The sequence below is a fragment of the Paenibacillus sp. FSL R7-0189 genome (assembly GCF_037969925.1).
GTDB lineage: Bacteria > Bacillota > Bacilli > Paenibacillales > Paenibacillaceae > Paenibacillus_AQ > Paenibacillus_AQ odorifer.
Genome location: NZ_CP150223.1, coordinates 5032256 through 5056686, shown reverse-complemented (window position 1 = coordinate 5056686; position 24431 = coordinate 5032256). Strand labels below are relative to the sequence as shown.

At 42.0% G+C, this 24431-nt stretch carries 24 protein-coding genes; 8 read left to right on the top strand and 16 right to left on the bottom strand.

What is annotated here, in order from left to right; genetic code table 11:
* Nucleotides 1-21: 21 nt before the first annotated feature.
* Nucleotides 22-1953: an AraC family transcriptional regulator gene (locus tag MKY63_RS22075; RefSeq protein ID WP_339809825.1), complete on the bottom strand. Its 1932-nt coding sequence runs from the start codon at nt 1951-1953 to the stop codon at nt 22-24.
* A gap of 288 nt (nt 1954-2241) precedes the next feature.
* Nucleotides 2242-2613 carry a MerR family transcriptional regulator gene (locus tag MKY63_RS22070; RefSeq protein ID WP_076127234.1) on the bottom strand — a complete coding sequence of 124 codons (372 nt, stop codon included), beginning with the start codon at nt 2611-2613 and terminating at the stop codon, nt 2242-2244.
* A gap of 135 nt (nt 2614-2748) precedes the next feature.
* Between MKY63_RS22070 and MKY63_RS22065 the strand changes: the two genes are divergently transcribed.
* The gene (locus MKY63_RS22065; RefSeq protein WP_339809823.1) at nt 2749-3507 is read left to right on the top strand and encodes an SDR family NAD(P)-dependent oxidoreductase; all 759 of its coding nucleotides are present in this window, start codon (nt 2749-2751) and stop codon (nt 3505-3507) included.
* Nucleotides 3508-3644: 137 nt separating this feature from the next.
* Here MKY63_RS22065 and hcp read toward each other — a convergent pair whose 3' ends face one another.
* From hcp to MKY63_RS22030, 7 genes are all read right to left on the bottom strand, one after another.
* Nucleotides 3645-4937, bottom strand: coding sequence for a hydroxylamine reductase (gene hcp / locus MKY63_RS22060; protein WP_036688774.1), 1293 nt, complete (start codon nt 4935-4937; stop codon nt 3645-3647).
* 92 nt (nt 4938-5029) lie between these two features.
* On the bottom strand, nt 5030-6430 hold the full coding sequence (locus MKY63_RS22055; RefSeq protein WP_339809821.1) for an MFS transporter: 1401 nt from the start codon (nt 6428-6430) through the stop codon (nt 5030-5032).
* A gap of 188 nt (nt 6431-6618) precedes the next feature.
* Nucleotides 6619-7176 carry a cysteine hydrolase family protein gene (locus MKY63_RS22050; RefSeq protein ID WP_076127240.1) on the bottom strand — a complete coding sequence of 186 codons (558 nt, stop codon included), beginning with the start codon at nt 7174-7176 and terminating at the stop codon, nt 6619-6621.
* A gap of 199 nt (nt 7177-7375) precedes the next feature.
* Complete coding sequence (locus tag MKY63_RS22045) at nt 7376-7984, bottom strand: CPBP family intramembrane glutamic endopeptidase (protein ID WP_076306918.1); 609 nt, start codon at nt 7982-7984, stop codon at nt 7376-7378.
* A 110-nt stretch (nt 7985-8094) separates the two neighbouring features.
* Nucleotides 8095-9417 (bottom strand): GHKL domain-containing protein, encoded by a 1323-nt coding sequence (locus MKY63_RS22040; protein ID WP_339809820.1) that lies wholly within the window; start codon nt 9415-9417, stop codon nt 8095-8097.
* On the bottom strand, nt 9418-10143 hold the full coding sequence (locus tag MKY63_RS22035; protein ID WP_076190714.1) for a LytTR family DNA-binding domain-containing protein: 726 nt from the start codon (nt 10141-10143) through the stop codon (nt 9418-9420).
* Nucleotides 10144-10272: 129 nt separating this feature from the next.
* Nucleotides 10273-11487: an MFS transporter gene (locus tag MKY63_RS22030; protein WP_076127246.1), complete on the bottom strand. Its 1215-nt coding sequence runs from the start codon at nt 11485-11487 to the stop codon at nt 10273-10275.
* Nucleotides 11488-11823: 336 nt separating this feature from the next.
* Between MKY63_RS22030 and MKY63_RS22025 the strand changes: the two genes are divergently transcribed.
* The 3 genes from MKY63_RS22025 (at nt 11824) to MKY63_RS22015 (ending at nt 15954) form a co-directional block, all read left to right on the top strand.
* Nucleotides 11824-13404, top strand: a complete 1581-nt coding sequence (locus MKY63_RS22025; protein ID WP_256715792.1) for a spore germination protein — start codon at nt 11824-11826, stop codon at nt 13402-13404.
* A 5-nt stretch (nt 13405-13409) separates the two neighbouring features.
* Complete coding sequence (locus MKY63_RS22020; RefSeq protein WP_179088771.1) at nt 13410-14579, top strand: Ger(x)C family spore germination protein; 1170 nt, start codon at nt 13410-13412, stop codon at nt 14577-14579.
* A 268-nt stretch (nt 14580-14847) separates the two neighbouring features.
* Nucleotides 14848-15954: an endospore germination permease gene (locus MKY63_RS22015; RefSeq protein ID WP_339809819.1), complete on the top strand. Its 1107-nt coding sequence runs from the start codon at nt 14848-14850 to the stop codon at nt 15952-15954.
* A gap of 121 nt (nt 15955-16075) precedes the next feature.
* Here the strand turns inward: MKY63_RS22015 and MKY63_RS22010 are convergent, their stop codons facing one another.
* Nucleotides 16076-16879 carry a CAP domain-containing protein gene (locus MKY63_RS22010; protein ID WP_339809818.1) on the bottom strand — a complete coding sequence of 268 codons (804 nt, stop codon included), beginning with the start codon at nt 16877-16879 and terminating at the stop codon, nt 16076-16078.
* 298 nt (nt 16880-17177) lie between these two features.
* Between MKY63_RS22010 and MKY63_RS22005 the strand changes: the two genes are divergently transcribed.
* Entirely contained in the window at nt 17178-18167 is a 990-nt protein-coding gene (locus MKY63_RS22005) for a ketoacyl-ACP synthase III (RefSeq protein ID WP_036688791.1), read from the top strand.
* Nucleotides 18168-18184: 17 nt separating this feature from the next.
* Here MKY63_RS22005 and MKY63_RS22000 read toward each other — a convergent pair whose 3' ends face one another.
* On the bottom strand, nt 18185-18766 hold the full coding sequence (locus MKY63_RS22000; protein ID WP_076213374.1) for a LysE family transporter: 582 nt from the start codon (nt 18764-18766) through the stop codon (nt 18185-18187).
* A gap of 124 nt (nt 18767-18890) precedes the next feature.
* Here MKY63_RS22000 and MKY63_RS21995 point away from each other — a divergent pair, with 124 nt between their 5' ends.
* Nucleotides 18891-19445 (top strand): XRE family transcriptional regulator, encoded by a 555-nt coding sequence (locus tag MKY63_RS21995; protein ID WP_038572120.1) that lies wholly within the window; start codon nt 18891-18893, stop codon nt 19443-19445.
* Nucleotides 19446-19522: 77 nt separating this feature from the next.
* Here MKY63_RS21995 and MKY63_RS21990 read toward each other — a convergent pair whose 3' ends face one another.
* From MKY63_RS21990 to MKY63_RS21980, 3 genes are read right to left on the bottom strand one after another with little or no spacing between them, the layout of a single operon-like run.
* Nucleotides 19523-19729: a hypothetical protein gene (locus tag MKY63_RS21990; RefSeq protein ID WP_143763128.1), complete on the bottom strand. Its 207-nt coding sequence runs from the start codon at nt 19727-19729 to the stop codon at nt 19523-19525.
* 26 nt (nt 19730-19755) lie between these two features.
* Nucleotides 19756-19944: a hypothetical protein gene (locus MKY63_RS21985; protein WP_036688806.1), complete on the bottom strand. Its 189-nt coding sequence runs from the start codon at nt 19942-19944 to the stop codon at nt 19756-19758.
* A gap of 23 nt (nt 19945-19967) precedes the next feature.
* Nucleotides 19968-20207 (bottom strand): hypothetical protein, encoded by a 240-nt coding sequence (locus MKY63_RS21980; protein WP_076100267.1) that lies wholly within the window; start codon nt 20205-20207, stop codon nt 19968-19970.
* A gap of 118 nt (nt 20208-20325) precedes the next feature.
* On the opposite strand from MKY63_RS21980, the gene MKY63_RS21975 reads away from it, so the two are divergent.
* Nucleotides 20326-20952 (top strand): glycoside hydrolase domain-containing protein, encoded by a 627-nt coding sequence (locus tag MKY63_RS21975; RefSeq protein ID WP_036688810.1) that lies wholly within the window; start codon nt 20326-20328, stop codon nt 20950-20952.
* A 525-nt stretch (nt 20953-21477) separates the two neighbouring features.
* On the opposite strand, the gene MKY63_RS21970 is transcribed toward MKY63_RS21975, so the two are convergent.
* On the bottom strand, nt 21478-23304 hold the full coding sequence (locus MKY63_RS21970; protein ID WP_076100265.1) for a M56 family metallopeptidase: 1827 nt from the start codon (nt 23302-23304) through the stop codon (nt 21478-21480).
* Complete coding sequence (locus MKY63_RS21965) at nt 23304-23693, bottom strand: BlaI/MecI/CopY family transcriptional regulator (protein ID WP_076100263.1); 390 nt, start codon at nt 23691-23693, stop codon at nt 23304-23306. Before MKY63_RS21965 ends, MKY63_RS21970 begins: the two co-directional genes overlap by 1 nt.
* 276 nt (nt 23694-23969) lie before the next feature.
* On the opposite strand from MKY63_RS21965, the gene MKY63_RS21960 reads away from it, so the two are divergent.
* Complete coding sequence (locus tag MKY63_RS21960) at nt 23970-24359, top strand: hypothetical protein (protein ID WP_076100261.1); 390 nt, start codon at nt 23970-23972, stop codon at nt 24357-24359.
* Nucleotides 24360-24431: the final 72 nt, after the last annotated feature.

The following is a 24431-nucleotide window of genomic DNA, read 5'->3' as shown; positions in this document are numbered from 1 at the left end:
ATCAATCCATACTTTGGGCAGTTACCGACTCGCTGCCTCCATGATCCAGTCGGTCAATTCGTTGATTTGTCTTTTCACGGCGATTGGGTCGCGGTACCAGGATTGGTTCTCCGTCCATAAAAATACCCGATTGTTGCGAATCGGCTCGAGCGTCCCCCAGATCGGATCAGCCTGCAGCGATTCCAAGCTGGCTTCTGTCGTCAGAATCAAATAATCACCCATGTACTCCGAAAGTTTCTCCAGCGAAAATTCATAGTAGGATTCTTTCAGCATAAATTCTGGAACCGTCGTCGGCGGTTTCAGCCCCATTATTTCATACATTAGCCGGCCGCCTCGTCCCGACTTCGGACCAAAAAGGCTCACGTTTCCATCGTACTCTTGCATAATTGAAAGCGTCTCTCCTTCGGGAACGGCTTGTTGGACTTTCTCCCGAATGTCTGCAATGTCCTTCTCGAATTGTTCGTTCCATTTCTCCGCTTCCTCGCGTTTATCCAGCAAGTCGCCGAAATACATCATTTCCTCCTGAATGGATGCAAACTGATTGTAAGGAACAGATACCGTAGGTGCGATCATCTGATATTTATCGACTACCTCAGGCTGTGGATTATGCGTTATGATTAAATCCGGATTGAGCTCCAGCAGCTTCTCTAATGAGTCACCTACATCCGTCACGACGTCCAGCATTCCCTCAAGATAAGGACTCGACATCAAGAACGATTCGGCTGCGATCGGCTGGACTTCCAGCGCAAGTACGGTGCCGAGATAAGAAATTGCCGCTACGCGCTGAGGATGTGCAGGAACCTCGACATCGCCGAAAGCAGTCTTAACTACCTTGATCTCCGAAGATGTCAAAACCTCTGACTCTTGGGTGACCATGGTTGGAGAAGCGCTAACGGCAACCTGGCTGTTCGTTGCGCCTCCGTTGTTCACCGCCCCACCACAAGCTGTTAACATCACGGTCAAACATAACAGCATCACTGCATAAAAACTTCTGGTTGCTCTAGTCATTTTATTCGCCCCATCCTGTTGAAATTGATAATCAATATCACTCACATAAAAAGGATAGCTTAATGACCGGCTTAGAACAACGGACGATTGTGACATATTCCTTGCATAATCTGAAACGAACTGGCCGTATCGTTTACGATATTGACCTGGCGTCATGCCGGCATGCTTTTTGAACATGCGGCTGAAATAAATGAGGTCCGGATAACCGACATGTGATGCTATTTCCTGTTGTGTTGCTATCGTACCGGCCAGCAGAGCCTTCGCATCTTCCATTCGGAAACGAATGACGTAGTCCAGCGGACTGAGCCCTGTCTGTTCTTTAAATTTTCGCGATATATATTGTTGGCTGTAATTCAATTGCCGAGCAAGCTCCTCAAACGAGATCGGCTGGCGATAATTCCTGGACAAATGTCGAATAACTTGCTCCGATAAAGATGGCTCGCCGGCTCCGAACAGACGCTCCCTCAGGACAGCGTGAACGAAGCGGATAAAGTCTCCCTTGGCCGACAGCCTGGTTAATCCGTCGTCAGATTTAAGCCAACCGTCGCGTATCGTTTGAAGCAGCTCAAGCATGGCCAGCGGTTCGCCAGGCGGGAACCCCCAGCTTTCCAGAAACGGGTCGGATTCCTCCATCATCATATGAAATTCGCGCGAGGCCGAAGCGGGGAGAAACGCTTTGTAGAGTACGATATATACATTCAGCGCTTCTCGGCTCCGAACCGTCACCAGAGAGCCTTTGCCGGCGTGCAGTACATGGAAACGATCGCACAGCCATACCTCATCGTCAACCCACAACTCGCCTTGTCCTTGAAAAGCGAATAAAAATGCGCTTGCCGGCAAACGGTATTGATTCAAATCGTTGTCGATTCCGGCCTGCTTTAGCCGTACGTCCAGCACACTCATAATCACCTGGTTCCATATTTGTATAAGTTTCAGAACATCCATAACTGATTCGCAAACTCCCTTTAAATTCTCAAGAGATAATCATTCTCAATTGAATCATGTTTCTAAACACAATAACGAATACGTCTAGCGCTGTCAATAAGGTGTTGCCGAATGAGACGAGGATGCGAATAGCGAGGCATACGGCTATTTTGCCGGAGTCTAGCCCAAAAGCAAAAGACGCTGATCCGCAAACATACGTGCGGAACTAGCGTCTATCAATGAATCGTGAGGGCCCTTTTTTTGATCTCACAATTATCTTAATCATTGGCATACTTTTATGTCGCCTGCTTAGTAAATGCCTGTCTCTTTCGCAAGGGAATTTTTGTAGGCTGCAATTTTGTCTTTCAACATCTTCTCTGTGGCTGTTAAGTTTCTGATTTGGCTCTGTATAGAGTTACTATGATTCTCAAGAAGATTCAAGCGGGCTTGGGCCGTATGCTCTCCTTCTAAATATAACTGCGCATATTCTCTAATTTGTGAGATCGGCATTTGGGTTTGTTTCAACCTCATCACAAATCGCAGCCAAGCAAGATTGGAGTCATCATATATTCTTTCTCCATTCGCATTCCGTATCGGAGCAATAATCTTTTCCTTTTCATAATATCTCAGTGTATATGCGGTAATCCCTAGTAATTTGGCTACATCGCTGATCGTATACATACAAGCCCCCGAATCTATGTTGATTTTAAGAGTCCCCATAATTATAAAAAATATTTGACTTAGAGTAAACTCTAAGCTTTATGATTACATCGTTGTTGAAACACTAAATATTCTTGTAAAAACGGAGGAATTCACATGAAATATACTGTAATTACAGGCGCCAGTTCAGGTATAGGTTATGAAACCGCTCTAGCCTTTGCGGCTCGCGGTAAAAACTTAATTGTTACAGCCCGCAGAAGGGAGCAACTGGAGGAGCTAAAATCTGAAATCAATCATAACTACCCCGATGTAGATGTCGTTATTCGAGTAACTGACTTATCCGTTTCTAGTAATGCTTATAAGCTTTATGAGGATCTACAAGGGTTCGAAATCGAAACTTGGATCAACAATGCGGGGTTTGGAAATTTCGCTTCAGTGGCCAAGCAAGATTTAGATAAAATTTCTGCAATGCTGCATCTGAACATTGAATCGTTGACGATCCTTTCCTCTCTATTCGTTCGTGATTATTCCAATGTTGAAGGAACACAATTAATCAACGTTTCATCCGGTGGCGGCTATACGATTGTGGGAAATGCCATTACGTACTGTGCGACTAAGTTCTATGTGAGTGCCTTTACTGAAGGACTCTCTCATGAGTTGAAGAGTCAAGGTGCACTTATGCAGGCTAAAGTGCTAGCACCTGCCGCAACAGAAACAGAATTCGCGAAGCTTTCTTTCGATGTCCCCGAATTCGAATATCATGGGACTGTGCCGAAATATCATACCGCGAAGGAAATGGCTGGATTCATGCTTGACCTGTATGATAACGATCATGTTGTGGGGATTGTTAATGGTTTGACGTACGAGTTCGAGTTGAGAGATACCCTCTATAATTATGTGGCGAGCACGCGATAAGCTCATCTTGTAATGGCAAGTTAAGAAGCATGACCATCCATTACGGATCGCTATGCTTCAACAATGATGTATCACCTAAATCCCCTATCAAAAAAAGGCTGCCAATCCCTTATGGGCGGCAACCTTTGATTTTTACTCTACGACAACGCCAACATCGCGTTCATATCTTCTTCAGCAGTAGTAATTAGCTTCAATCCAAAAAGCTCTACCAGAACATCCAGTACACCTGGTGAAATGAACTCGGGTGGCTTTGGTCCGATGCGAATGTCCTGAATGCCGAGACTGAACAAGCCTAGCAGAATGGCTACTGCTTTTTGCTCAAACCAAGACAGCACGATGCTGACAGGCAGCTCGTTCACCGTACACTCAAATGCCTCAGCCAGAGCCATAGCAATCTTCACTGTAGAACCGGAATTATTACATTGCCCAAGGTCAATGTAACGTGGAATACCGGTGTCTCCAACGGTGCCATAATCTACGTCATTAAAGCGGAACTTTCCGCAAGAAGTCGTTAAAATGACAGTATCGTTCGGTAAGGAAGTCGCCAACTCACGGTAGTAATTCCCGCCAGTACCTGGCGCATCACAGCCAGCAATGACGAAAAACCGGCGGATATGCCCGTCTTTGACAGCTTGAATGATCTCTGGTGCTAACCCGATTACAGTTTCATGATGATATCCGGTCGTAAGTACCAGATCTGACTCTACATCAGCCGCAGGTAGTGACAACGCACGATTAATTAATGGGGAGAAATCGTCGCCCGTTATTTTCTCTACACCTTCCAGCCCCGCTACTTCATATGAGAAAAAGCGGTCTGCATACGTGCCTTTAATCGGCATTACACAGTTTGTGGTAGCAAGAATTGCACCGGGAAACTGCTCGAACAATCTACGCTGATCATACCATGCTTTGCCGATGTTGCCTTTCAGATGTTTATACTTTTTGAGTGCAGGATATCCATGCGCAGGCAGCATTTCTGAGTGGGTATAAATGTTGATGCCTTTCCCCTCTGTCTGCCGCAGTAATTCCTCCAGCGCATATAAATTATGTCCTGTTACAACAATACATTGACCTTCAATTTTGTTCTGACTGACTGTGATCGGTTGCGGAATGCCAAAGCGGTCCGTATGCGCACGATCCAGTACATCCATGATGCGAACCGCCGCATCCCCGACCTTCATCGCCATCTCCAAATGTTCCTGTGTATTAAAGTTGGAATTGGTCAACGTCATATACAAAGCTTCGTGGGTGATACGATCCACCTCGGGATCGCTATATCCTAGCTGCCGGGCATGTGTCGCATACGCTGCAATTCCTTTTAATGCAAAAATCATCGTATCCTGCAAACTCGCAATGGTTTCATTTTTGCCACATACCCCTACAACGGTGCATCCGCCATTCGGTGTCTGTTCACATTGGTAACAAAACATATCGTTATCCTCCATATCTAGATAATCATTCGTTACTTCCAACGTAACAGAACACCAAAGCTTGAGTTGTGATTACACACACATTTTTTAGATCAAGCAGATTTAAATGTCCTTCTATTTATAACAACCATTAATACAATAACGCTTAAACAAATGAAAATATTAATCTCAAAAACCAATTTGAACGCCTGCAACTGACTCCCTTGTCCTGTCTCTCCACTCATCACACCAAGTCCAAGTGCTGAGCCAAAGACCATACCCGCATTTCTTGTTAAAGCAATTAATCCGCCAATCGAACCCACGTGTTCCCGTGGTGTCTGCTGCATAATGAAGCTATTATTAGGAGAGGCAATGAGCCCCATACCAAGGCCAATAAGAGATAGAATCGTCGCGATTCCATAAATCGGTATATGATCTAAATACACCAGTAACAAGATAAACCCGCTTCCCATGCAGCTCAGTCCCATAAGCATCAGACGATGAGAGCCATAACGGTCGGAGCAGTAGCCTGCGAGAGGACCTGCAAACGCCAAGGCAATGGGATAAGCCGCCATAATATATCCTGTCGTAGATGACGAGAACGGAGCCGACGCCCCCATCAAATAAAATGGAATGAGGACAAGCAATGTATTAGATAAAATAAAAGAGGCACAGCTAACGATCAAGCCTCCCGCTACAGTTGGAATTTTCAATGCTTGTAAGGGTAGAAAAGGATTCTTTTGCTTCCGCTCCCAGAATAGAAAAGTAATCAACAACAAGGAAACCCCCACCAAACTTGTCATTGTCCGCACGGACACCCAGCCCCATTTGCTCCCATTTGTTATTACGAGAAGAACCAAGGTGATGAATGCCATAAACAAGCTGGCCCCCACGAAGCTGACAGCACCCGGCTTGCGCTCTTGCACACGGTTCGGTATGTACCGATATGCCATAATTGTAGCCACAATCGCCACAGGAACATGGATTAAAAACAACCATTTCCAGCTCAGCCACTCTGCAATCAAACCTCCCGCTATAGGTCCCGTCATCCCGCCCAGCGCGACAGCTGTACTTAAAATTCCGAGTGCACGACCTCTTTGCTCTTTCGGCATATGAATGGTAATGAGTGCAATATTAGTTGCTTGAAACATTGCAGCTCCTACTCCTTGTACAACTCTGAGCGTTAGCAATATTGGCAGATTAGGTGAAAAAGCGACTAGGACAGAACCAACAGTAAAAATAATAAATCCAAGATTGTGAATCCGGCGAAAACCATAACGGTCGCCTAGTTTCCCCATAACAGGAAGAAGAGCCGTAATCACTAGCAGATAACCTGTTGTGATCCATAATCCCTTCCCAAGCTCTGTCTGAAAATAATTCACAATAAAAGGAAGCGACACATTCACAATTCCAGCTGTAAAATGGGAAATAAACGCCCCCATACAAATAGCCGCCATCATTCCCAGCCGCTGCCCGTGTGTGCTTTTAAACTCTATATCTTTTGCTGCCATCATGTTGATCCCGTCCCTACTCATATTGTTTAAGAATTACTAACAATTATAAGTAGATCCCTTGCAAGAACAATCCCATAAAGATGGGATGGAAATGGTTTAGGCGAATATGTCTATCAGTATAGGTGAGGAAAATCAGAGGTCCTGCGAAACAGCAAAAAGCGGCACATTTAAGTGCCGCCACTGAATTATTATCTATAAGAGTCATGCGTTGGGCGAAACAAATCTTCTTCGGAACTTCTGACCATAGAAAAATGTTCGACATTGTAGTGCCCATGTAATGTTTTATTGTGATGCTTGATGATTTGTTCTGCACTTAAAACATCATTGTCCGTTGTAGAATGACCATCTCCGACCAATGTAACATCCATGCCGCTAACCGTAGCCGTCCGAACCGCAGTATCGATGCAGTGTTGAGTTTTACATCCCATAATCACCACATGCTCAATCTGCTGATCTTTCAGATATTGTAGCAGCTCAGTTCCGTGAAAAGAATTCGTTGCCAGCTTATCAAAGATTTTGGCATTTGCAGACCTGTTGATTTCATTGTGAACTTGAAAGCCTGTACCTGTTCCTTCAGCGACATCTAGATCCCTAACGAACACAACTTCGACATCGGCTTCTTTTGCTTGTTCAATCACTTTATTAATATTCCGGATAAGCTGCTCTTTATTGAATACTGCACTTTCCTTTTCGTTTCCATCCATTAATTCTTGTTGTGCATCGATGATTAATAATACCTGATTCAAATGATTTTCCCCTTTCGAATGGTGGGGAAACGTCAACGCTTGATCAGTTAAACGTTATCCCCATATCATTTTGCAAGCTGACATTGTTTTTCATAATATCTACCTCCCAATAAAAATGGTATATAAACTTTAATCTTATAATTTAAGACTTTTTTAGTTTACCATATTTTTAAAATGTACTCTCTAAAAACTTTGATTGCTACATCCATTGATACATCATAAAAATGGTGGAAATCAGATTAGTCAGCCCGTGCAGAACCCAACCTGGAATGATCGAACCGCCGGATAATTTCTCATCCAACATTCCGATGCTCCAACCCACAAAACCTGTAAGAATCATTACAACAGCAGAATTCAATAATCCGGAACTGCTGTATAACAGCACAGCATGTACGACACCAAATAATAAAGCTTGAGCACAGTTTCCAATTCCGAATCCGAATTTCGAACTTAACCGTTTACCAATGAAGCCGCGGAACAGAATCTCTTCGGACAAGCTAGTCTGTAACCAAGAATAAATCAATGCCGGAATCAAACCTTTAAGACCTGTACCATAAAACTGTGAGCTGGCCAAAGTATTCTTATCCAGCATATAGATTGCTGTAAGCATTCCCAGGCTGGTGAATATAGTCATGGTAAGTATAAACCATAGTATGAACTGCTTCCTAGAAAGCAAGTGGGGTTTCTTCCAGCCAATCCACATGGCAAAGGATGAAGTTGTTCTGCTTGTAAAAAACCAGTATGTATAGGGAATGATGCTGAATAAGATGAGCTGAAGGACTGCACTGATGAGCAATGACAATGTCAACGGAATACCCTCCCTTTAATAAGAACAGCCTCAATATATCATGGACCGCTGCTTACCAGCGGAAAGAGACCGTAACTTGCAGGTTAGGTGGAGTAGTTGGTTGCGGATTGCTACTCAGGCAGTGGTAATACCGCCAACATCATGAACTGCCCATTCTCATATCTGAAACTGACGCTTCCTTGAAGCTGTTGAACCGCATACTCAATGCTTTCGATTCCGAACCCTCTACGCCCAAAGTTCCGCTTGCTGGACAAAAAAGAGCCCTGCCCGTCCTCTGTAAGCAGAGATGCAGGATTCTTTAAAGAAATCACCAATAACCCGTCGCAATAAATCACTTCCAGCCCAATAACATTCTGCTCTGACTCTGGCAATCTCTGAACCCCTTCGATTGCATTATCTAATGCATTGCCTAAAATAATTGCAATTTCAACCTCTTTGCCTGCAAGTAACAGGTCCTGCGGGATGCAAAAATGAGATTGCATTGTAACTTGATGTAGCTCGGCTTTGGCGAACTTCTCATTATAGATGGCATCAATAGCTATATTTCCAGAAGAAATATACTTTTCTCCTGCCTCCTGTGTCGAAGCAAGCTCCGCAATATATCGCTTGGCTTCTTGTACAGCTCCTTCATCCAGCAGAGAATGAATAAGGATCAACACATGGTTCAGATCATGCCGCAAACGCTGTGCTTCCTGATTATCTTTCAGTTTACTCGTGTAATCCTTCACTTGCTGCTGAAGCACATGATTATGCAATTCTATTTGCATCCGTTTCATTAACTTTTGATATATAAACATTACAGCCACATTAATTACAAGAATCCCAAGCAGGATGAATACAAAATCAAACGGAATATCAAAAGGTTTATCACTGGAATGTCTCAGATTCACAATAATAATAAGCAAAGAACCCGCCGAAACAAGATTCAGCACAGCCCAATCCTGATTCGACAGTAACGTTGTGGTATCCACTTTGAACAATCGCAGCAATAGCAGACATAACATGATGCTTAGCAAAACAACAAATAGGAAAGCAAAAGATAACCACCAGAAATTAACTGTATCTATTCCCTCGGCATTGAGTGGGATATGCTGAATCCCAGACCATACCAGCATCTCAATAACCACCGTAAACACTGTATAGAAACTGCTAAAGAACAGCTTTTGTAGCACACTGCCGCGGAAATAAAAAATAGTAATCAGACTATACACAAGCAGGTGAAGGATGACCGAATCAACTAGAGGTAAGCTAGCAGCGGTAAGCGATTTAATTATATAAAAGATAATAAGACAACCTATAAATGACTGTTTGCTCCTGCTCAGGATCAGGAATTTCTTGAGAAAAATATAAAATGTGACCCCTTGCGGGACATATATAAGGACGAGCATAAATACACCAAAAAAGTAAGGACTAATCTCCCGGATGAAAGACATTTATCTTAAGAGCCTCTTTTCTATAAAGGCATGGTATGACCGTAAAGAATCAGAGCTTCTACTGCGGCTGACGGGAAGCTCCACCCCGTTCTTCAGCTGAATAAGTTCTTTGCTTAAAGAACGAACATACAGCCAATTTACCAGGAATCCCGTATGTACGCGACAAAAATCATGTGATCCCAGCTGTCCTTCCAACTCTCTCAGTTTGCCATAATACGAGTAAGTCCCTTGTTCAGTACAAAGGACCAATTTTTTGCCTCGTTCTACCGTGATATACATAATATCATCTACCCTTAAATTATAGCTCATATGATGGATTGAGAATGACAGCACGTTGTTTCTTTGCATGCATTGCTGAATGGCTTTGACTGTGGCGGTCTGCAGTTCATGTTCATCAATGGGTTTCAGTAAATAGCGAAAGGGATGAACCGCAAAGCTTCTTCTCATATAACTTGTATGGCTGGTGACATAGATAATTAATACCCTGGCATCTTTGAGCCGGATCTTCTCTGCGACTTCTATACCGTTATACTCGGGCATCTCCATATCCAGATAAACTATATCGTATGCGGTAGTCGTCATTGCCTGAAGCAGGGTTTGGCCTGATTCAAAAATCTCAATAGAGGCAGTCATCCCTTGCAGGCTAGTTATCTGCTTCATGAGTAATTCTTCCAATCGCGAGGCATCTTGCCTCTGATCGTCACAGATTGCAATGTGAAGATTCATATTATGTATCCCTCCAAGTGAACGTAATTCTATCATATTATAATTTGAAAAAATATGAAGAACCGCCAAAAAGCCGATCCTCTCGGACCGGCCTATAAACTCTTTTTTACAGGGAAGTTTCTACCCTAGTCAATTCATCGGAAGAGCGGACGCCAGCCGCCGAAACTGGATGAAAATAAACAGAGCGGTCAGCATCACCACAATTCCTGAACCGAGGAACCATAGCTGCACACCGTATCGATCCACCACAGGTCCTGCCAACAGCAGCCCAATTGGCGAAGACAACATCATAATGCTGGTCACGAGTGAAATGACACGCCCAAGCATCTCGGGTTCAAAAGAACGTTGGATCATCGCCATGAAGGGACCGTTGAAGAAGGGTGCCGCACTGCCCATCAAGAACGAGAGAATGGCAAAGATCACAAATGCATTCGGACCAATCAAACCACTGATCACACAGGTAAGACCGATGACTAGCAGACCTACGCTCATATAGCTAATGTCGCTCCATTTAGATGAGAACATCGACAATAGCAGACCACCTAAAATCATCCCGATGCTGAACACCGCTTCCACCAGGCTGGCACTGTATCCTCCACGGCCAAAATGAGACAATGTCATATAAGGAAACAGTGTCGCTAACGGCATAAATGCGATACTAAACACCGCAGTAGCCCCCGTAATCAACACAATGGGTTTCGCTTGAATGAGTGCGTTCCAACCCAAACGGAATTCTTGAACGAAAGACGGCGCAACTGTAGCCTGCACTTTAGGCTGATGGATCTTCACCATGAACAGCATCAGATTCGCAATCAAAGCCCCGGCCACATCGAGTAGTAATACTGCCCCGAGCGAAGTTGCCGAGTAAACCGCTATCCCAAGTGCAGGACCCATTACATTCGAGAAAGAGAACACCATCTGCTGCCAGCCCGCGACTCTTGTCAATTCTTCTTCAGGTGCAATCAACGGTACAGCCGCCTGAAAAGCCGGAGCATGAAAGGCTGATGCCGCCGAACGCAAGCTCAGAATGACATACACAAAGCCAAGTCCCGGTTCCCCCCACATGAAATAAATACCTAATATCAGACTGAAGAGCGCAATTGCGCTATCAGCAATAATCATCGTTATTTTACGATTCCAACGGTCCAGCCAGACCCCTACAAAAGGACCCAAGACCGCTTGCGGCAAAAACGCTGCCAACCCAGCAATCATCAAAACTGCCGCTGACCCTGTCGATTCCGTCAAGTGCCAGATCACCGCGAATTGAACCATCGAACTCGTGAGAATCGAGAAAATCTGTCCGCTAAAAATAAGGGCGAAGGCTTTTTTCCATTGTATTTGCATAAGGTCATCTCCTTTGATTAAAAACTTAAATAAACTCATTCCATGAGCATAGGCACACTGAAACAGGCACATCACAAATAAACTCATTTCCATATCTCAAAAAAATGAATGAGTCCACTTGTCTTGCACCACTGATTACCATAAACGAATGGAATGGGTCACAAGGAGCACCTCCTGGAAAAAATTATGTTCATTATAACATCGCATCTCTTCCCTGAGCCAGTTCCAATTGTTCTTTTTACGAAAAATTTGATCTATCTCTATCTTCCGAATAAATTCCTAAATAAGGGAGAAGATAAAAATCACTTAACATCTCATTTATTTAAGGAGAATTGCATGCGGAAATTTTTTAACGCCAAGACACCTCCGTCTAATCCTAAGGTGCACCCTCAATTGGAAGCCGAAAATGAGCTTTCAATGAAGGATCTTTTTTCCCATGCTATCTCTGCGTCTCTCGAAGACAACTTACAGATTATTAATAAATGTTTTGCCAATTGTTCGGACCTAAAGGTTATTCCATGGCATTATGGCCCGGATCTTAAGTATGAAGCCTCATCCGTCTATTTCAATACACTTACTAAGTCTGACCCTACAAATTATTTTAAAGATGTCTTGCAGAATTTAGTTCCGCATGAGTTGGGTCCCACCTTGGACGTAACCGTTGAAGATGTCATCTCCTATTTTGAAAAAAATGGTGTTTCATCACCGCTGCTTGAATTAATGGACAATATCGGTCAAGCCATTAAGGGGATTCTTGATGGGAAAGTTGTCCTTTTCTTTACAGGTTGGCAAAAAGCCGTTGCCTATTATGCCTTCGATGTAGAACAGCGCCAAACCTCTGAGCCCATTTCAGAGCCTACTGTTCAAGGTCCCCACGTCAGCTTTATAGAAAGCTTGGAGCGTAATGTAGGTGTTATTCGTAGTTTGCTGAAATCTACTAATCTTAAGTTCGAGTTCTTTACCTCTGGTAAGCAGGTTCAAAGAACGTTGTCCTATGGTTATCTGGATGGAGTAGTCAAAGCAGAAACATTAAATCAATTCAAACAACGGATAGCAAGTATTGATCAGGAAGAAATTCTTGACGTCTCCTATCTCGAAGAGTGGATCGGTGATTCGCTCTACTCACCATTTCCACAAGTCCGCTATACAGAACGACCGGATACAGCTATAACAGCTCTGCTAGACGGGAAGATTATTGCTATGGTTAACGGAAGTCCTTCCATTCTGATCTGTCCCGGGAATTTCATGGAGTTTTTTACGAATAGCGAAGATTATTACTACCGGACTATTTTTTCATCATTGATAAGACTGATTAGGGTCGCTGCCTTCATCATCGCCCTGCTGTTACCCAGTACCTATATTGCCTTATCCAACTTCCATTCCGAACTAATTCCCACGGTTCTGCTGCTTGCTATTCTAAACACACGCGAAGGAATCCCCTTTCCGGCTATGGTTGAAGCTTTGATCATGGAGTTTTTCTTTGAACTATTGAGAGAGGCGGGCATACGCTTACCCAGACCGATTGGATCGGCCGTCAGTATCGTTGGGGCTTTGGTCATTGGACAAGCTGCTATTCAATCGCAGATTGCCTCTCCGGTCATGGTCATTGTCGTCGCTTTGACGGGCATTGCCTCATTTGCGCTACCACAATACAATATGGCAATTGCGCTGCGGATTTTACGGTTTCCCTTAATGATTCTCGCGGCAACATTCGGAGGACTTGGCATCATGGTCGGTTTTATTCTAATTTATCTCCATCTGGCTACCTTGCGCTCTTTAGGAGAACCGTATTTAGACTCGTTAGCTCCGTTAGATCTTAAAAGAGTACGTGATTCTATTTTTCTACTTCCGAGAAGACTGCTGCTTCATTCACCACGGAATCGACACCTATATAAAAAGACTTCGGGAAGGAAGTAGATATAGTGAAGCGGCTTACTACCATACTAATTTCCCTTCTTGTACTCACTCTAACTAGCGGATGCTGGGATAATAAAGAATTGGACGAGTATGGGTATGTGCAGGCGGTCGCCATTGACCAAAGCGAAGACAATCGGATTGTAATCACGACACATTTCTATAATCCTTCCACCAAAATAGAAATGGGACAAGCAGGGGATCCAGCGTCCAAGGGAATTAATATCGTTACGAGTGGAGAAACCTTTTTTGAAGCAATAAGGGAGATCCCGGCAAAATTTGGTCGAAAAGCCAAATGGGATCATATGCGTGTCATATTAATCGGGGAGCAACTAGCCAGAACCACGAACATCCGGGAGGTACTTGATTTTTTCTCCAGGGATCAAGAACCGCGTGGTACCGTTCTTCCTCTCATCGCTGAGCAATCTGCGGCACCATTTTTAGATATCAACCCGTTTATCGAGCAGACCATTGGTCAACAGTATAAGAGAATGGAGACGAGCGGTGCTCTATATGCCGCAAAAACTTCCAAGATTCCTCTCTATGAGCTGGCTATACAAATGTGTAGCCCCTCCAATACTTCCATCATCCCTTACCTGCATAAGACCAGTTTGGATCATAAACCATTGATATCTGGGCTGGCTGTAATTCATGACGGTAAAATGATTGACATTCTAAAGGAGAAGGATACCGAAGCATTCATGATGCTGACGGATAGATATATCTATGGAGTACTAGAATTTCCTTGCCCGGATGAGACCGAAGTACCGCTTCGGAAAAAAGAAACGCTTGAAGTGCTTACCTTCAACAGTACGCTTACTCCAATCGTAAAAAATGGTTCTGTGTCCGTCGGTGTAAAAATTGCTATTGAAGGAATGATCGGAGAATTACGTTGCTCACATTTAAAAAACAATAAGGACATGAAGCTTTTTGAGCAGCGTATCATAACTCAGGTTGAACAACAGGTTGAGCACGCAACCAAGTTTTTGAAAACAAAAAAGATCGACGCACTCGGAATTGGCAATCAGATTTACCGGAAAAATCCGCAGCTGTGGAAACAACTAGAGCCTCAATGGAAGGATACATTCGCCCAGACTCAGTTCGATATCAACGTTGATGTCAAAGTGTTAAGCACTGGAATGAACTCAGGCACAATATTTGGAACAAAGGAGAAGTAGCTATGGTGGGAAAAATAATCTGCGTTCTCTTATTAGCTTCCGCTATGCTAGCCCATGACATCCCAAGGTTTAGACAAGCCTCCATCCGCGATCGAGTAGTTTATGGAGTATTATTACTACCCGTACTTTATCTCGGATTTATCTTTATTGCAGCTAAGCCATGGCCCAATTTAGATTCCATCTTCAATTTATTCACGGCTCCAGCTGAGCACATCGTCCATTGGATCAACCCTGCCATTTCATAAGCTTAAAGAATGAGGAGGAACGTATGAATAAGCAAGAACGTGTTAGTTCGATCCAAATGTCCATGCTGTTTCTCTTCTTTATGACCGGTTCCTCAATCGTTATCGTCCCTGCGTCACTAACTAACTTTGCTGGCAACGGACCCTGGATATCCCTCTTAATCGCCTCTGCCATAGGAATGGCTCTGCTTTCCGGTATTCTATATTTGAACCGACGAGCGCCAGATCTTTCGCTTGTGGAACAAAGCCGCTCCGTACTTGGAAACGGACTGACCCTCGTCCTCCTGATTCCTTTCACTTGTGTGCTGTTTTGGAATGTCGCAGGAATTGTAATTGAGATCGGAACCTTTTTCAAAAGTACGATGTTAAAAGAAACGCCCACTTACGCGGTAAATACCATGTTTTTTATAACGATTGCGATGACAGCTCTAGCTGGAATCGAAGTAATTGCACGCATGGCAGCCGTCCTAATGTCACTAATGTTCGGATTTATCATCTTAGTCTGGATACTCGTAGCAGGGTTGTATCATCCCGAGTACCTACTGCCCATCATGCCTGATGGATTTAGGCCTATCCTAAGCGCTGCATATGTAGTCTATGGCTTCCCCTATTCCGAGCTTATCGTTTTTTCGATGATTTTACCGTTCGTGCGTAAAGAAGACAATTCTAAACTGGGAAAACAGATGTATCTTGCACTCATCATCAATGCCCTGACGTTAATTGCTTCTGTCATTAGCAGTATTATGGTATTGGGACCACTGTCCGGCAGCTTGAAATATTCATTATATCAGTTGGCGAGACTCATTTATTTTCAGGAAACCATTGAAAGAATCGAATCCGTGATTGGTTTTTCACTCATTATCGGCTTCTATTTCAAGGCTTCTATCCTGCTGCTTATTCTTATTAAAGTACTAAAGGAGCTTCTGAGATTGAAGGATGAACGTTTAATTGTTTTCCCACTTGCTTTTGTCTGCCTGCTGTTATCTGTAACGACTTACACACAGGAGTCTGAGCTTGAGAAAATCGTGAATACTACATGGCCCTTGATCACTAACCTAGCTTACATCCTGCCGTTTCTTCTAATTCTATTGGTCACTTTTATTCGTTATCATATAAATCAACACAAAAAATAACCCGTTCTAAACGGATTCAATATCCCCTATCTCATTTCGCAGACTTCAGAAAAGTAGGGATGCCCTACAGCCACTTTTAGCTTATTAGGACACCCCTGTTAAGTTTATTACTTTAATCGCACTAACCAATAAATTCTTGAACCCACTCGCTGTTATAGTAACCTATTCCAATTTCTGTGAAGCTGCTATTCAGGATGTTGGCACGATGGCCAGGACTGTTCATCCATTGGTTCATTACTTCTTCTGCACTCGACTGACCTTTGGCGATGTTTTCCCCTGCTGAATTGTATGAGATCCCGAAGGCTTTCATCATATCAAACGGAGATCCATACGTAGGAGACTGATGGTCAAAATAATTGTTGTCATACATATCCTGCGCTTTAGCCAAAGCCATTTTCGAAAGTTCGCTATTTAAACTAAGGGGCTTCAAGCCTGCATTCGTTCTTTCTTTATTCACCAGATCCAATACTTGCTGTACTAATTGGGATGTATTGGCGGATGGTTGTGGATTTGCAGACTTCTGCGGGACAGCAGAATGTTGCGGATTTGCAGAATATTGTGGTTTGGCCGACTGCTGCGGATACGTTGTTTGGTCTGTTGTGCCTCCTGTAGGTGGATTGGTGCGGATGAACCCATCCAGCCATTTCGTTACATCGCCAGGAACTTGTTTAGTCTTAATTGTTGAATTCCCTGCATTCTCCGTGGAAATGGAAGATGCTTGCGTTAAAGTTGACGTTGAAGTAGTTTTACGAGCATGATTGTCAACCTTCGTTTGTTGAGTAGTCATTTGGTTGTTGGCCGAGTTATTACCCGAACAAGCAGTAACGAGTAATAGCGCTACTATAACGATAAATGGTTTAATAAGAACCCCTCCTGATTTGGCAAAGTAGTGACTTAATCGAATAAAGTTTTTGTAAAGTACCACTGATTTATTCATCCCTAATTCAAAAATATAAAAAGCAAAAAAGTCCACCCGCAACATGGTTGCTGTGGACTTAATTTTAGTGGATATATTAGATTCGTTGATTTTGTTACACTTTTAGGAATTTATAGAATTTTTTACTAATTAGTGTTATGCTTTATTAAGATAATAAACTATAACATCACAAATTTTTTTGGACAAACAAGCTTATAGAAATGAGCAGGCGTTGTTAGGTAAACAGATACTTTTAGATTACTTAATGTAATGTGATTGCAAAATTATTACAAGGGGTGATCATGCTATGTTAGAAGGTATCTCGATAAAACAAGTCTCCATTTATTGTCCTGAAAGAGTGATTAACAACCAATATTTTATTGACCATTTTCAAAAGCAAGGCATAGATATTAAGCGGATTCTTAAAAAGACAGGCAGAAAAAACCGCCATGTTATTGAAGGAACGAAGGAGAACTCGTTGACGATGGCGATTAATGCCGCTCAACAAGCAATTGATGGTGCTACATTGAAATCTGCAGATATAGACCTGATTCTTTTTTCCAGCTCAACTCCGGAATATCTATCACCAACGAATTCATTGCTTATTCACAAAGCTATCAAAGGTAAAGATGATACGCTTTGCTATGACTTGAATGGGAATTGTATAGGAATGTTTATTGCGGTTGAACAGGCTGCTCGTACTTTATACGATGATCCTGATAGAGATAGAGCGTTGGTTATCGGTTCGGATTTTTTAAATTTATGGGCTGATCCATCACATCCAATAACATATTCAATTTTTGGCGATGCCGCCGTAGCCCTCATTTTAGAAAAAGACCATTCAGAGAGTGGATTAATTGACGTAAGGTATCTTTCGGACAGCCGTTTTACAGAAGAAATTGTGTACCCCGCTCAAGGATTGGCTAAGTCTTTGCGTGATGGGGCTGAACACCGCTACTTACACTGGGGGAGATTCAGCGGAATAGACAGTGTACGATTTGCGGAAACATCTATTGTTGAATTATTGAACAAACATCACCTAACATTCGAGGATATACAAGTTTTTTGTTTTTCACAATTTACATTGGCTAATATTAAATTACTTCAGGCTAAGCTGAACCTGGATCAGCATAAAATAATTTATGTAGCCGACGAATATGGCTATACTGGCACAAGCAGTCCCTTTCTGGCCTTATATTGTGCAATTGAACATGGTTTGATCAAACGTGGCGATAACTTGTTATTTTGGACATTGGGATCAGGTTATCAAGCCGGTTCAATGTTATGGCGTTATTGACATGAGGCTTCATTTATTCATCCTATCACTATCGAAACTCCACAATACACTAACAACAATCCCATCAGTATATTAAATTGACTTCTATATTTAGATATCATTTTTTTGAAAAGAGAACCACATAAACACCAACTAAAAGTGCCCATAAAACCTATGAGAGCTAAGACTATAGAGTAACTCAATAAACTAAAATAGGAAGAATGAGAGGTAAGAATAAATGTAGATGTAACTGTGATTCCATATAATATCCCTTTTGGATTAATAAATTGTAAAAGCATACCCGGAATAAAGCTGTTGTGTTTATCGCCACTTCCATCATTTTCTTGATGTTTACTTGTAATAATTTTAAATGCTAAATAAAACATGTAGACTCCGCCTATCACAGCCATAATAGATTCAATCTTTGGGATAAGATTAATCAGAAGTATATTAAAATAGCAACATAACAATATGATCACGAAAAAACCTGTGCCCACTCCTAAACAGAATTTCATTGTTTTTCGTAAACCAAACTGGTTTGCAAAAGTCATTGCCATAATGTTATTGGGTCCCGGAGTAAAGCTAGCAACAAATGCATATAAAAACAAAGAAACAATCACTAACTCATTTCTCCCCTTCCCTTTTTGTATGTTATAATGTATTTATCGAACGTTATAACGTCCTCATGTGCGTTTTATTGTATATCTTGGTCGTTATAAAGTAAATAGGGAGTGGAGAATTACCGTGGAAGAGATAAATCAAATCATTGCGGAGAATATAAAAAAGATTAGAAGAAGTAAAGATTTAAGCCTGGAAAAGGTGGCAGAATTAACAGGAGTAAGCAAAACAATGATTGGTCAAATCGAAAGAGGCGAATCAACACCTACCATTACAACCATTTGGAAGATCGCTAATGGATTAAAAACTTCATTTTCTACGCTAATAGATTACCCAAAGCCTGACACAAGAGTGATATTAAGAAATGAAATTCAACCACTGCTTGAAGACAACGGAAAATATCGAGTGTATCCATCTTTCCCATTTGATGAAAGCAAACGATTTGAGGGTTATACAGTCGAGATAGACGAAGGTGGATACCTTGATGCCAATCCACATATGGAAGGAACTGAAGAATTAATCACTGTATTTGATGGTGAATTGTCTTTGCGTGTCAATGATAATGAATATCTATTAAAATCTGGTGATTCTATCACGTTTAACGCAGACAAACCCCATGTATATTATAATCCAGGAGAATCATTGACCCGTTTAAGCATGATCTTATACTATTCTAGTTAGCAAAAAAACCAAGGTTCTTAAACCTTGGGATCAAATCTTACTATGATAACCTGCGGAGACGCCACTCAGCCTCCCCATTATGAATCGTCCAGCATAAACTTATAAACCTTACCGTCTTGTACATATTCATTATTAAAAAGCAGGGCATCCCCTTCTCTTTTCAGGAACTTCAGATTATCTCCAAAAAAAGGAAGGTCGTTTGTTTCGGCATATTTTTGCTGCTCTACGTCAAGAAGTGCCTTGTACAACAATGTTTTGGCACTTGTTTTGCGATCTATCATCATGAGGAAACCTTGTTGATTGGACCGAATCAGCAGAAAATCCTCGTCCATTCCTGGCGAATGACCATTCCATCCTTAATAATCATCGTATACCATTTATTATTGATATGTGGTTCTCCGTAAACATCTGTTACGGTTAGATAGATTAGACCTTTCGGCGTCTTCTGAAAATCGAATTGAACAGCATCGAATAACTGCGAACCAAGGTTCGTTAGCAAGCGAGTTTGTCCTGCGGAATCTGTTAGATATAAACTCCCTGTTTACTTCCAATACGAACGGCTATCTTTTTTCCCCATCCAGTAAACTTCGCTCTTTGATGCGATTTATCCCATACAACCTTCAACCCTGCCGCTTCCCAGTGACTAGCTGATACATAAGTAATCCCATCCTTTACTAGTGCAGCGCTCCTACCTTTCCCGCCTCCATCCATAATGAAAGTAAAATAAGCGATCAAAGTCTCTCCTTCTATTAATCCTCTCAATCTGCCTCTTTTTCTCTCATTTCGTGGTTCCCCCAAGAATCTGTGAAAGTTTTCTCATATATTGATAGGGAGGTTGGCGCCAAACCTTAAACAAAATAATTGAAAGAAGGCAATTACAATGGCTTTAGGTTGTGATACAGCTACAAATGTAACAGCAGCAAGATTAACTACACTTAAAAATAATAAATTCACATTCGTTTGCCGCTATTTAAATCGCGTGGAAGGATATCAGGATGGTCTCACCTCAGCTGAGATTACACGGATTTCAGATGGGGGATTATATATCATATCCCTTTATCAAATCAGCAAATCGCTCGATCATTTTACGAAAGCCAATGGTGTTAAAGATGCTGAAACGGCTGTAGGCTTAGCAAGTGATTTGGGACAAACCAGCAGCACTCCGATTTATTTTGCCATAGACCGCGATATGACCTCTACCGAAATCACAAACAATATAGTACCTTATTTTCAAGGCATAAAATCAGTGCTAGACAGCAGTACTAAAAATTCCAAAGGCTATAAAATGGGTATCTACGGATCACGAGCAGTCTGCTCTCATATTCGAGGCACTAATTCCGCCACAACACGTTACACCTTCATCGTAGATAATGACTGGCAGGGAACCTTCGATGATTGGAACCTGCGACAATATAATTTCAACACTGAGGTAGGAACGAGCACTGGCAAAATCAACGTAGACTATGTAGAGTCCTCCTCACATAGCGGTGGAGGCTGGAAAAAGTAATTTATTCCTCTTTTATCGGTGACGAGGCGTTATACTAAAGCAGATGATGATAGATTCAAATAAAGTCTCGTTATTAAAAAAATAGTAAAAAGACAACCAGGCATTGACTATCCGATTATTGGAGAAGCTCTGCCTGGTGTTTTTGGTTTGTAGCGGAAGTTTAAGCAGATAATGATAAATCGTAGCTATCCGACTTTAAGGTCTCCTTTGGGCAACCCTCGGAGAAAAATCGCTGTAACTTTATGCAACCTATGAGATAACTGCACTCTATACACTTATTTCGTCTGTAAAAGGCTAACTTCTCACTTTAACTGTATTCTATACAATTAAAAATCACAGTTATCAGCTTTAGCGGCAAAAAACTAAAAAATAGGTGTACAAAATACAACTATCTTCAGGAGCGAGTTTTTCGAGCGAAAATAGCTGTACGAAATACAATTAAAAGCCACTACATATTAAAATCGTCAGCCCTCCATATAAAAAAGGGGCGGGATCTTTGTAGACCACCCCCTGCTCCACTTGCTCCTATTTAGAATCGCCCATTTGATCATATGCTGAATCATACGTCCACTTCAGGCCGTTGTCCTTACTCGACAGATAGATGGTACCTACAGTGTTGCCCTCTTTGCTGAGCAGAATAGGATACAATCCCTCTTTTCCATTAAAAATAGGTGAAAGCGGCGTTTTTTGATATTCATCAAAGGTTTCCGGCAGGGATACCACGAGCTTTTCCCATGACTTACCCTTACCTTTAGTCCAATAAATAACAGGCCCATTATCTTCATAATATCTGAACCCCAAGAATCCGATATCCTTGTTAGAAAACCCTGCCCCGGCTAAACTTTCCGCGTATAAATCGTTAGGATTTCCAAGCTCCGTCCATGTCTTCCCGCCGTCAGAGGTCTGATATACATAATTTAGCGAACGTCCCACACCTACAGAACCTCCGGAGACGATCCAACCATTTTGCTTGTCAGTAAACCCGATGAACTTGGCATCATAACCCTTAGCACCTTCAATGTTGTAGTTATTCCACGATTTCCCCATGTCATCGCTGATTAATACATGTAGAGGGGATTCTTTACCATCCGCAAATCCATATACAATTGCGGTTTTGTCCTCGGAGATATAAAATCCGGTATCCGCTCTCCCCATCCCCATTTCAGTTCCAGTCGTATCAAGTTTTAAAGGCGTTTGCGCTTGGATCTCCCCTTTCCGATAGGAGACAGAGACATTACCATCCTCGTCCATGGAATACGTATTCCCAGCGTCACGCACAACAACTTGTTCACCACTAGAGCTGTAGGAATAAATAGTACCTGGTTTGAGCGCCGTATCTGTAGATTGTCCGGTTAGGTTCGTACAGGCTGCTAGCACTGCAGTTATACCAACCACCATTAAGACCGCAAGAAATGCACCTACTCCATTTCGTTTTTCTTTCATATTTAAAATACTGCCGAATCGCTGCTTCATCGAGTGTTTTCCTCCTGCAAAATTCGTTGATAAAGCTACATGCCGAGTAGCATTACTTTGCATAACCGATAAAATAGCTTCGCAGTATTTCTTTCGATATGCTGCATTTTGCTTACGTACAACGGTGTCATCACAATAAATTTCAATTTCGCGGACAGCTTCGCGTGCCATGAACCAGACCAATGGATTAAACCAATGCACTGCCTGCACAATCAGTAGCAACAGCTTATATATGATGTCATGCCTTTTGTAATGGACCAGCTCATGTTTTAAGATAAACTCCAGCTCTTCCTCACTATATTGATCATGCGGCAAGAATAGTGTTGGCTTGTAAAAACCCATTAGCATCGGATTCGGAACTTTACTGCTTATCAGAACCGGAATGGCGGGTGTTACATGCATTTCTTTAGCGACTTGTTTGAGCTTGGAGAACATATCCTCTCTCTGAAGAGGGCTGCTCCAACGTAATACCTGTTTTCTGAAAAAGAAATAACTAAGCAAATGATACCCTAAAAAAAGCACAGCTCCAGTAACCCAGATGTACGCTAAGATATTAGTTATAGAAGGGATATGGCTTACATCCCCTGTCTGGACCGGCTGAGAGATTACTGACGTATCCGCCTGCAAATTCTGGGACACTGAGCTTTGAAAGACAGTTGCTATGGCCTGACCTTCGGGTAGCTGAATCGCCACAGGAGGATTGGTAAAGGAAAAGTTGAATGGCAACAATAATCGCAGGGTTAGGATCAACCATATCCAATAGCTCAACTTAGCCGAATAATGTTTTCTTAACAAGGGAGTTAATGTGATTAAGCCGATAATAACTAAACTTATGGTCACAGAGATAACCAGAAAATCTGTAAAAAGACCTGTTATCATCAGGATTCCTCCTTATCTACTCTATCGAGCATTTCCCGCAACTCAGCAAGATCGCTTTTATCAATCGCCTTCCCATTGTATAAGGACATCACCATATCCTGCACAGAGTTGCCAAAAAGCTTTTCAAGGGTAGACTTCCCTTCGCTCTCTTTATAATCTGTCTCAGAAATTGCAGCGAGATAACGGTTGCTCCGCCCTTCTTTTTCGCAAGATAGAAAGCCCTTTTCAACCAGCCGTGACAGCACTGTCATCAAAGTTGCAAGCGCCCACTTACGTTTATCCCCCAGTTGATTCAAAATGTAAGAGGAGCTAACCCAACTCTCGGCTCGCCAAATCACCAGCATAATTTCCAGTTCAGCATCTGGCAAGCGTTTGATTTTGATATTCATCCCTATTTCTCCTTGTTATACATTTGTGTAATACATTCATTATACAAACGTATAATTAAAAAGCAAGCACATTATTTCTAAAATATGTATACATTCTTAGACGTTTATTATTTTAATAAAGGTTTCACCAGTCCAGTAGCAAATAATAAATAGAACCCTAGGAACTTTTATAAGATTCCAACAATGAGATAACCAACGCACACTCAGCTGAAATTTATAACTATTTTGGAAACTAAGTGATTGGTCTGCATTATTCTTAAGTAAGGAGGGCAGGTTATGAAAAAATTTAGTATTCTATCATTTTCACTGATAATTTTACTGATTTTATTATTTGTATTAGTCAGACCCACGCAAAAGATCTTAAGTGTCAATCTTGTATCCGAAACAACAGAAATCACTTATACTGACCGTGAAAGCCTTCAAATCTTCGAAGATGCTATAAGAACTGTAAAAAAAGTACGCGGGTCTGTTGATGTCGGTCAACCAACTTATCGAATGACTGTTACTTACGCTAATTCAAAGGTGGTCGGATTCAGCCTTTATATGGATTTTAAAACGAAAGATGGTTTCCTGATTAAAGCTAGCAATAGCGAAAAGATGCTGGATTTAAGAAATAAGAATTCGGTTGAGCTAGCTGATCTGTTAAGTAAAGAAAAGGAAGATTAAAATTTGGAAACTCAATCTAAAAATAGGCATGGTTTCATACAAATGCAAAAATAAGCCACCCTTTAGTACTAA

Excerpts from the sequence above, each read along its gene's own strand:
- MKY63_RS22075 (WP_339809825.1), bottom strand. The coding sequence starts at position 1,953 with ATGGATGTTCTGAAACTTATACAAATATGGAACCAGGTGATTATGAGT.
- MKY63_RS22070 (WP_076127234.1), bottom strand. The coding sequence starts at position 2,613 with ATGTATACGATCAGCGATGTAGCCAAATTACTAGGGATTACCGCATAT.
- MKY63_RS22065 (WP_339809823.1), top strand. The coding sequence starts at position 2,749 with ATGAAATATACTGTAATTACAGGCGCCAGTTCAGGTATAGGTTATGAA.
- hcp (WP_036688774.1), bottom strand. The coding sequence starts at position 4,937 with ATGTTTTGTTACCAATGTGAACAGACACCGAATGGCGGATGCACCGTT.
- MKY63_RS22055 (WP_339809821.1), bottom strand. The coding sequence starts at position 6,430 with ATGATGGCAGCAAAAGATATAGAGTTTAAAAGCACACACGGGCAGCGG.
- MKY63_RS22040 (WP_339809820.1), bottom strand. The coding sequence starts at position 9,417 with ATGTCTTTCATCCGGGAGATTAGTCCTTACTTTTTTGGTGTATTTATG.
- MKY63_RS22035 (WP_076190714.1), bottom strand. The coding sequence starts at position 10,143 with ATGAATCTTCACATTGCAATCTGTGACGATCAGAGGCAAGATGCCTCG.
- MKY63_RS22030 (WP_076127246.1), bottom strand. The coding sequence starts at position 11,487 with ATGCAAATACAATGGAAAAAAGCCTTCGCCCTTATTTTTAGCGGACAG.
- MKY63_RS22025 (WP_256715792.1), top strand. The coding sequence starts at position 11,824 with ATGCGGAAATTTTTTAACGCCAAGACACCTCCGTCTAATCCTAAGGTG.
- MKY63_RS22015 (WP_339809819.1), top strand. The coding sequence starts at position 14,848 with ATGAATAAGCAAGAACGTGTTAGTTCGATCCAAATGTCCATGCTGTTT.
- MKY63_RS22005 (WP_036688791.1), top strand. The coding sequence starts at position 17,178 with ATGTTAGAAGGTATCTCGATAAAACAAGTCTCCATTTATTGTCCTGAA.
- MKY63_RS21990 (WP_143763128.1), bottom strand. The coding sequence starts at position 19,729 with ATGATGATAGATCGCAAAACAAGTGCCAAAACATTGTTGTACAAGGCA.
- MKY63_RS21975 (WP_036688810.1), top strand. The coding sequence starts at position 20,326 with ATGGCTTTAGGTTGTGATACAGCTACAAATGTAACAGCAGCAAGATTA.
- MKY63_RS21970 (WP_076100265.1), bottom strand. The coding sequence starts at position 23,304 with ATGATAACAGGTCTTTTTACAGATTTTCTGGTTATCTCTGTGACCATA.
- MKY63_RS21965 (WP_076100263.1), bottom strand. The coding sequence starts at position 23,693 with ATGAATATCAAAATCAAACGCTTGCCAGATGCTGAACTGGAAATTATG.
- MKY63_RS21960 (WP_076100261.1), top strand. The coding sequence starts at position 23,970 with ATGAAAAAATTTAGTATTCTATCATTTTCACTGATAATTTTACTGATT.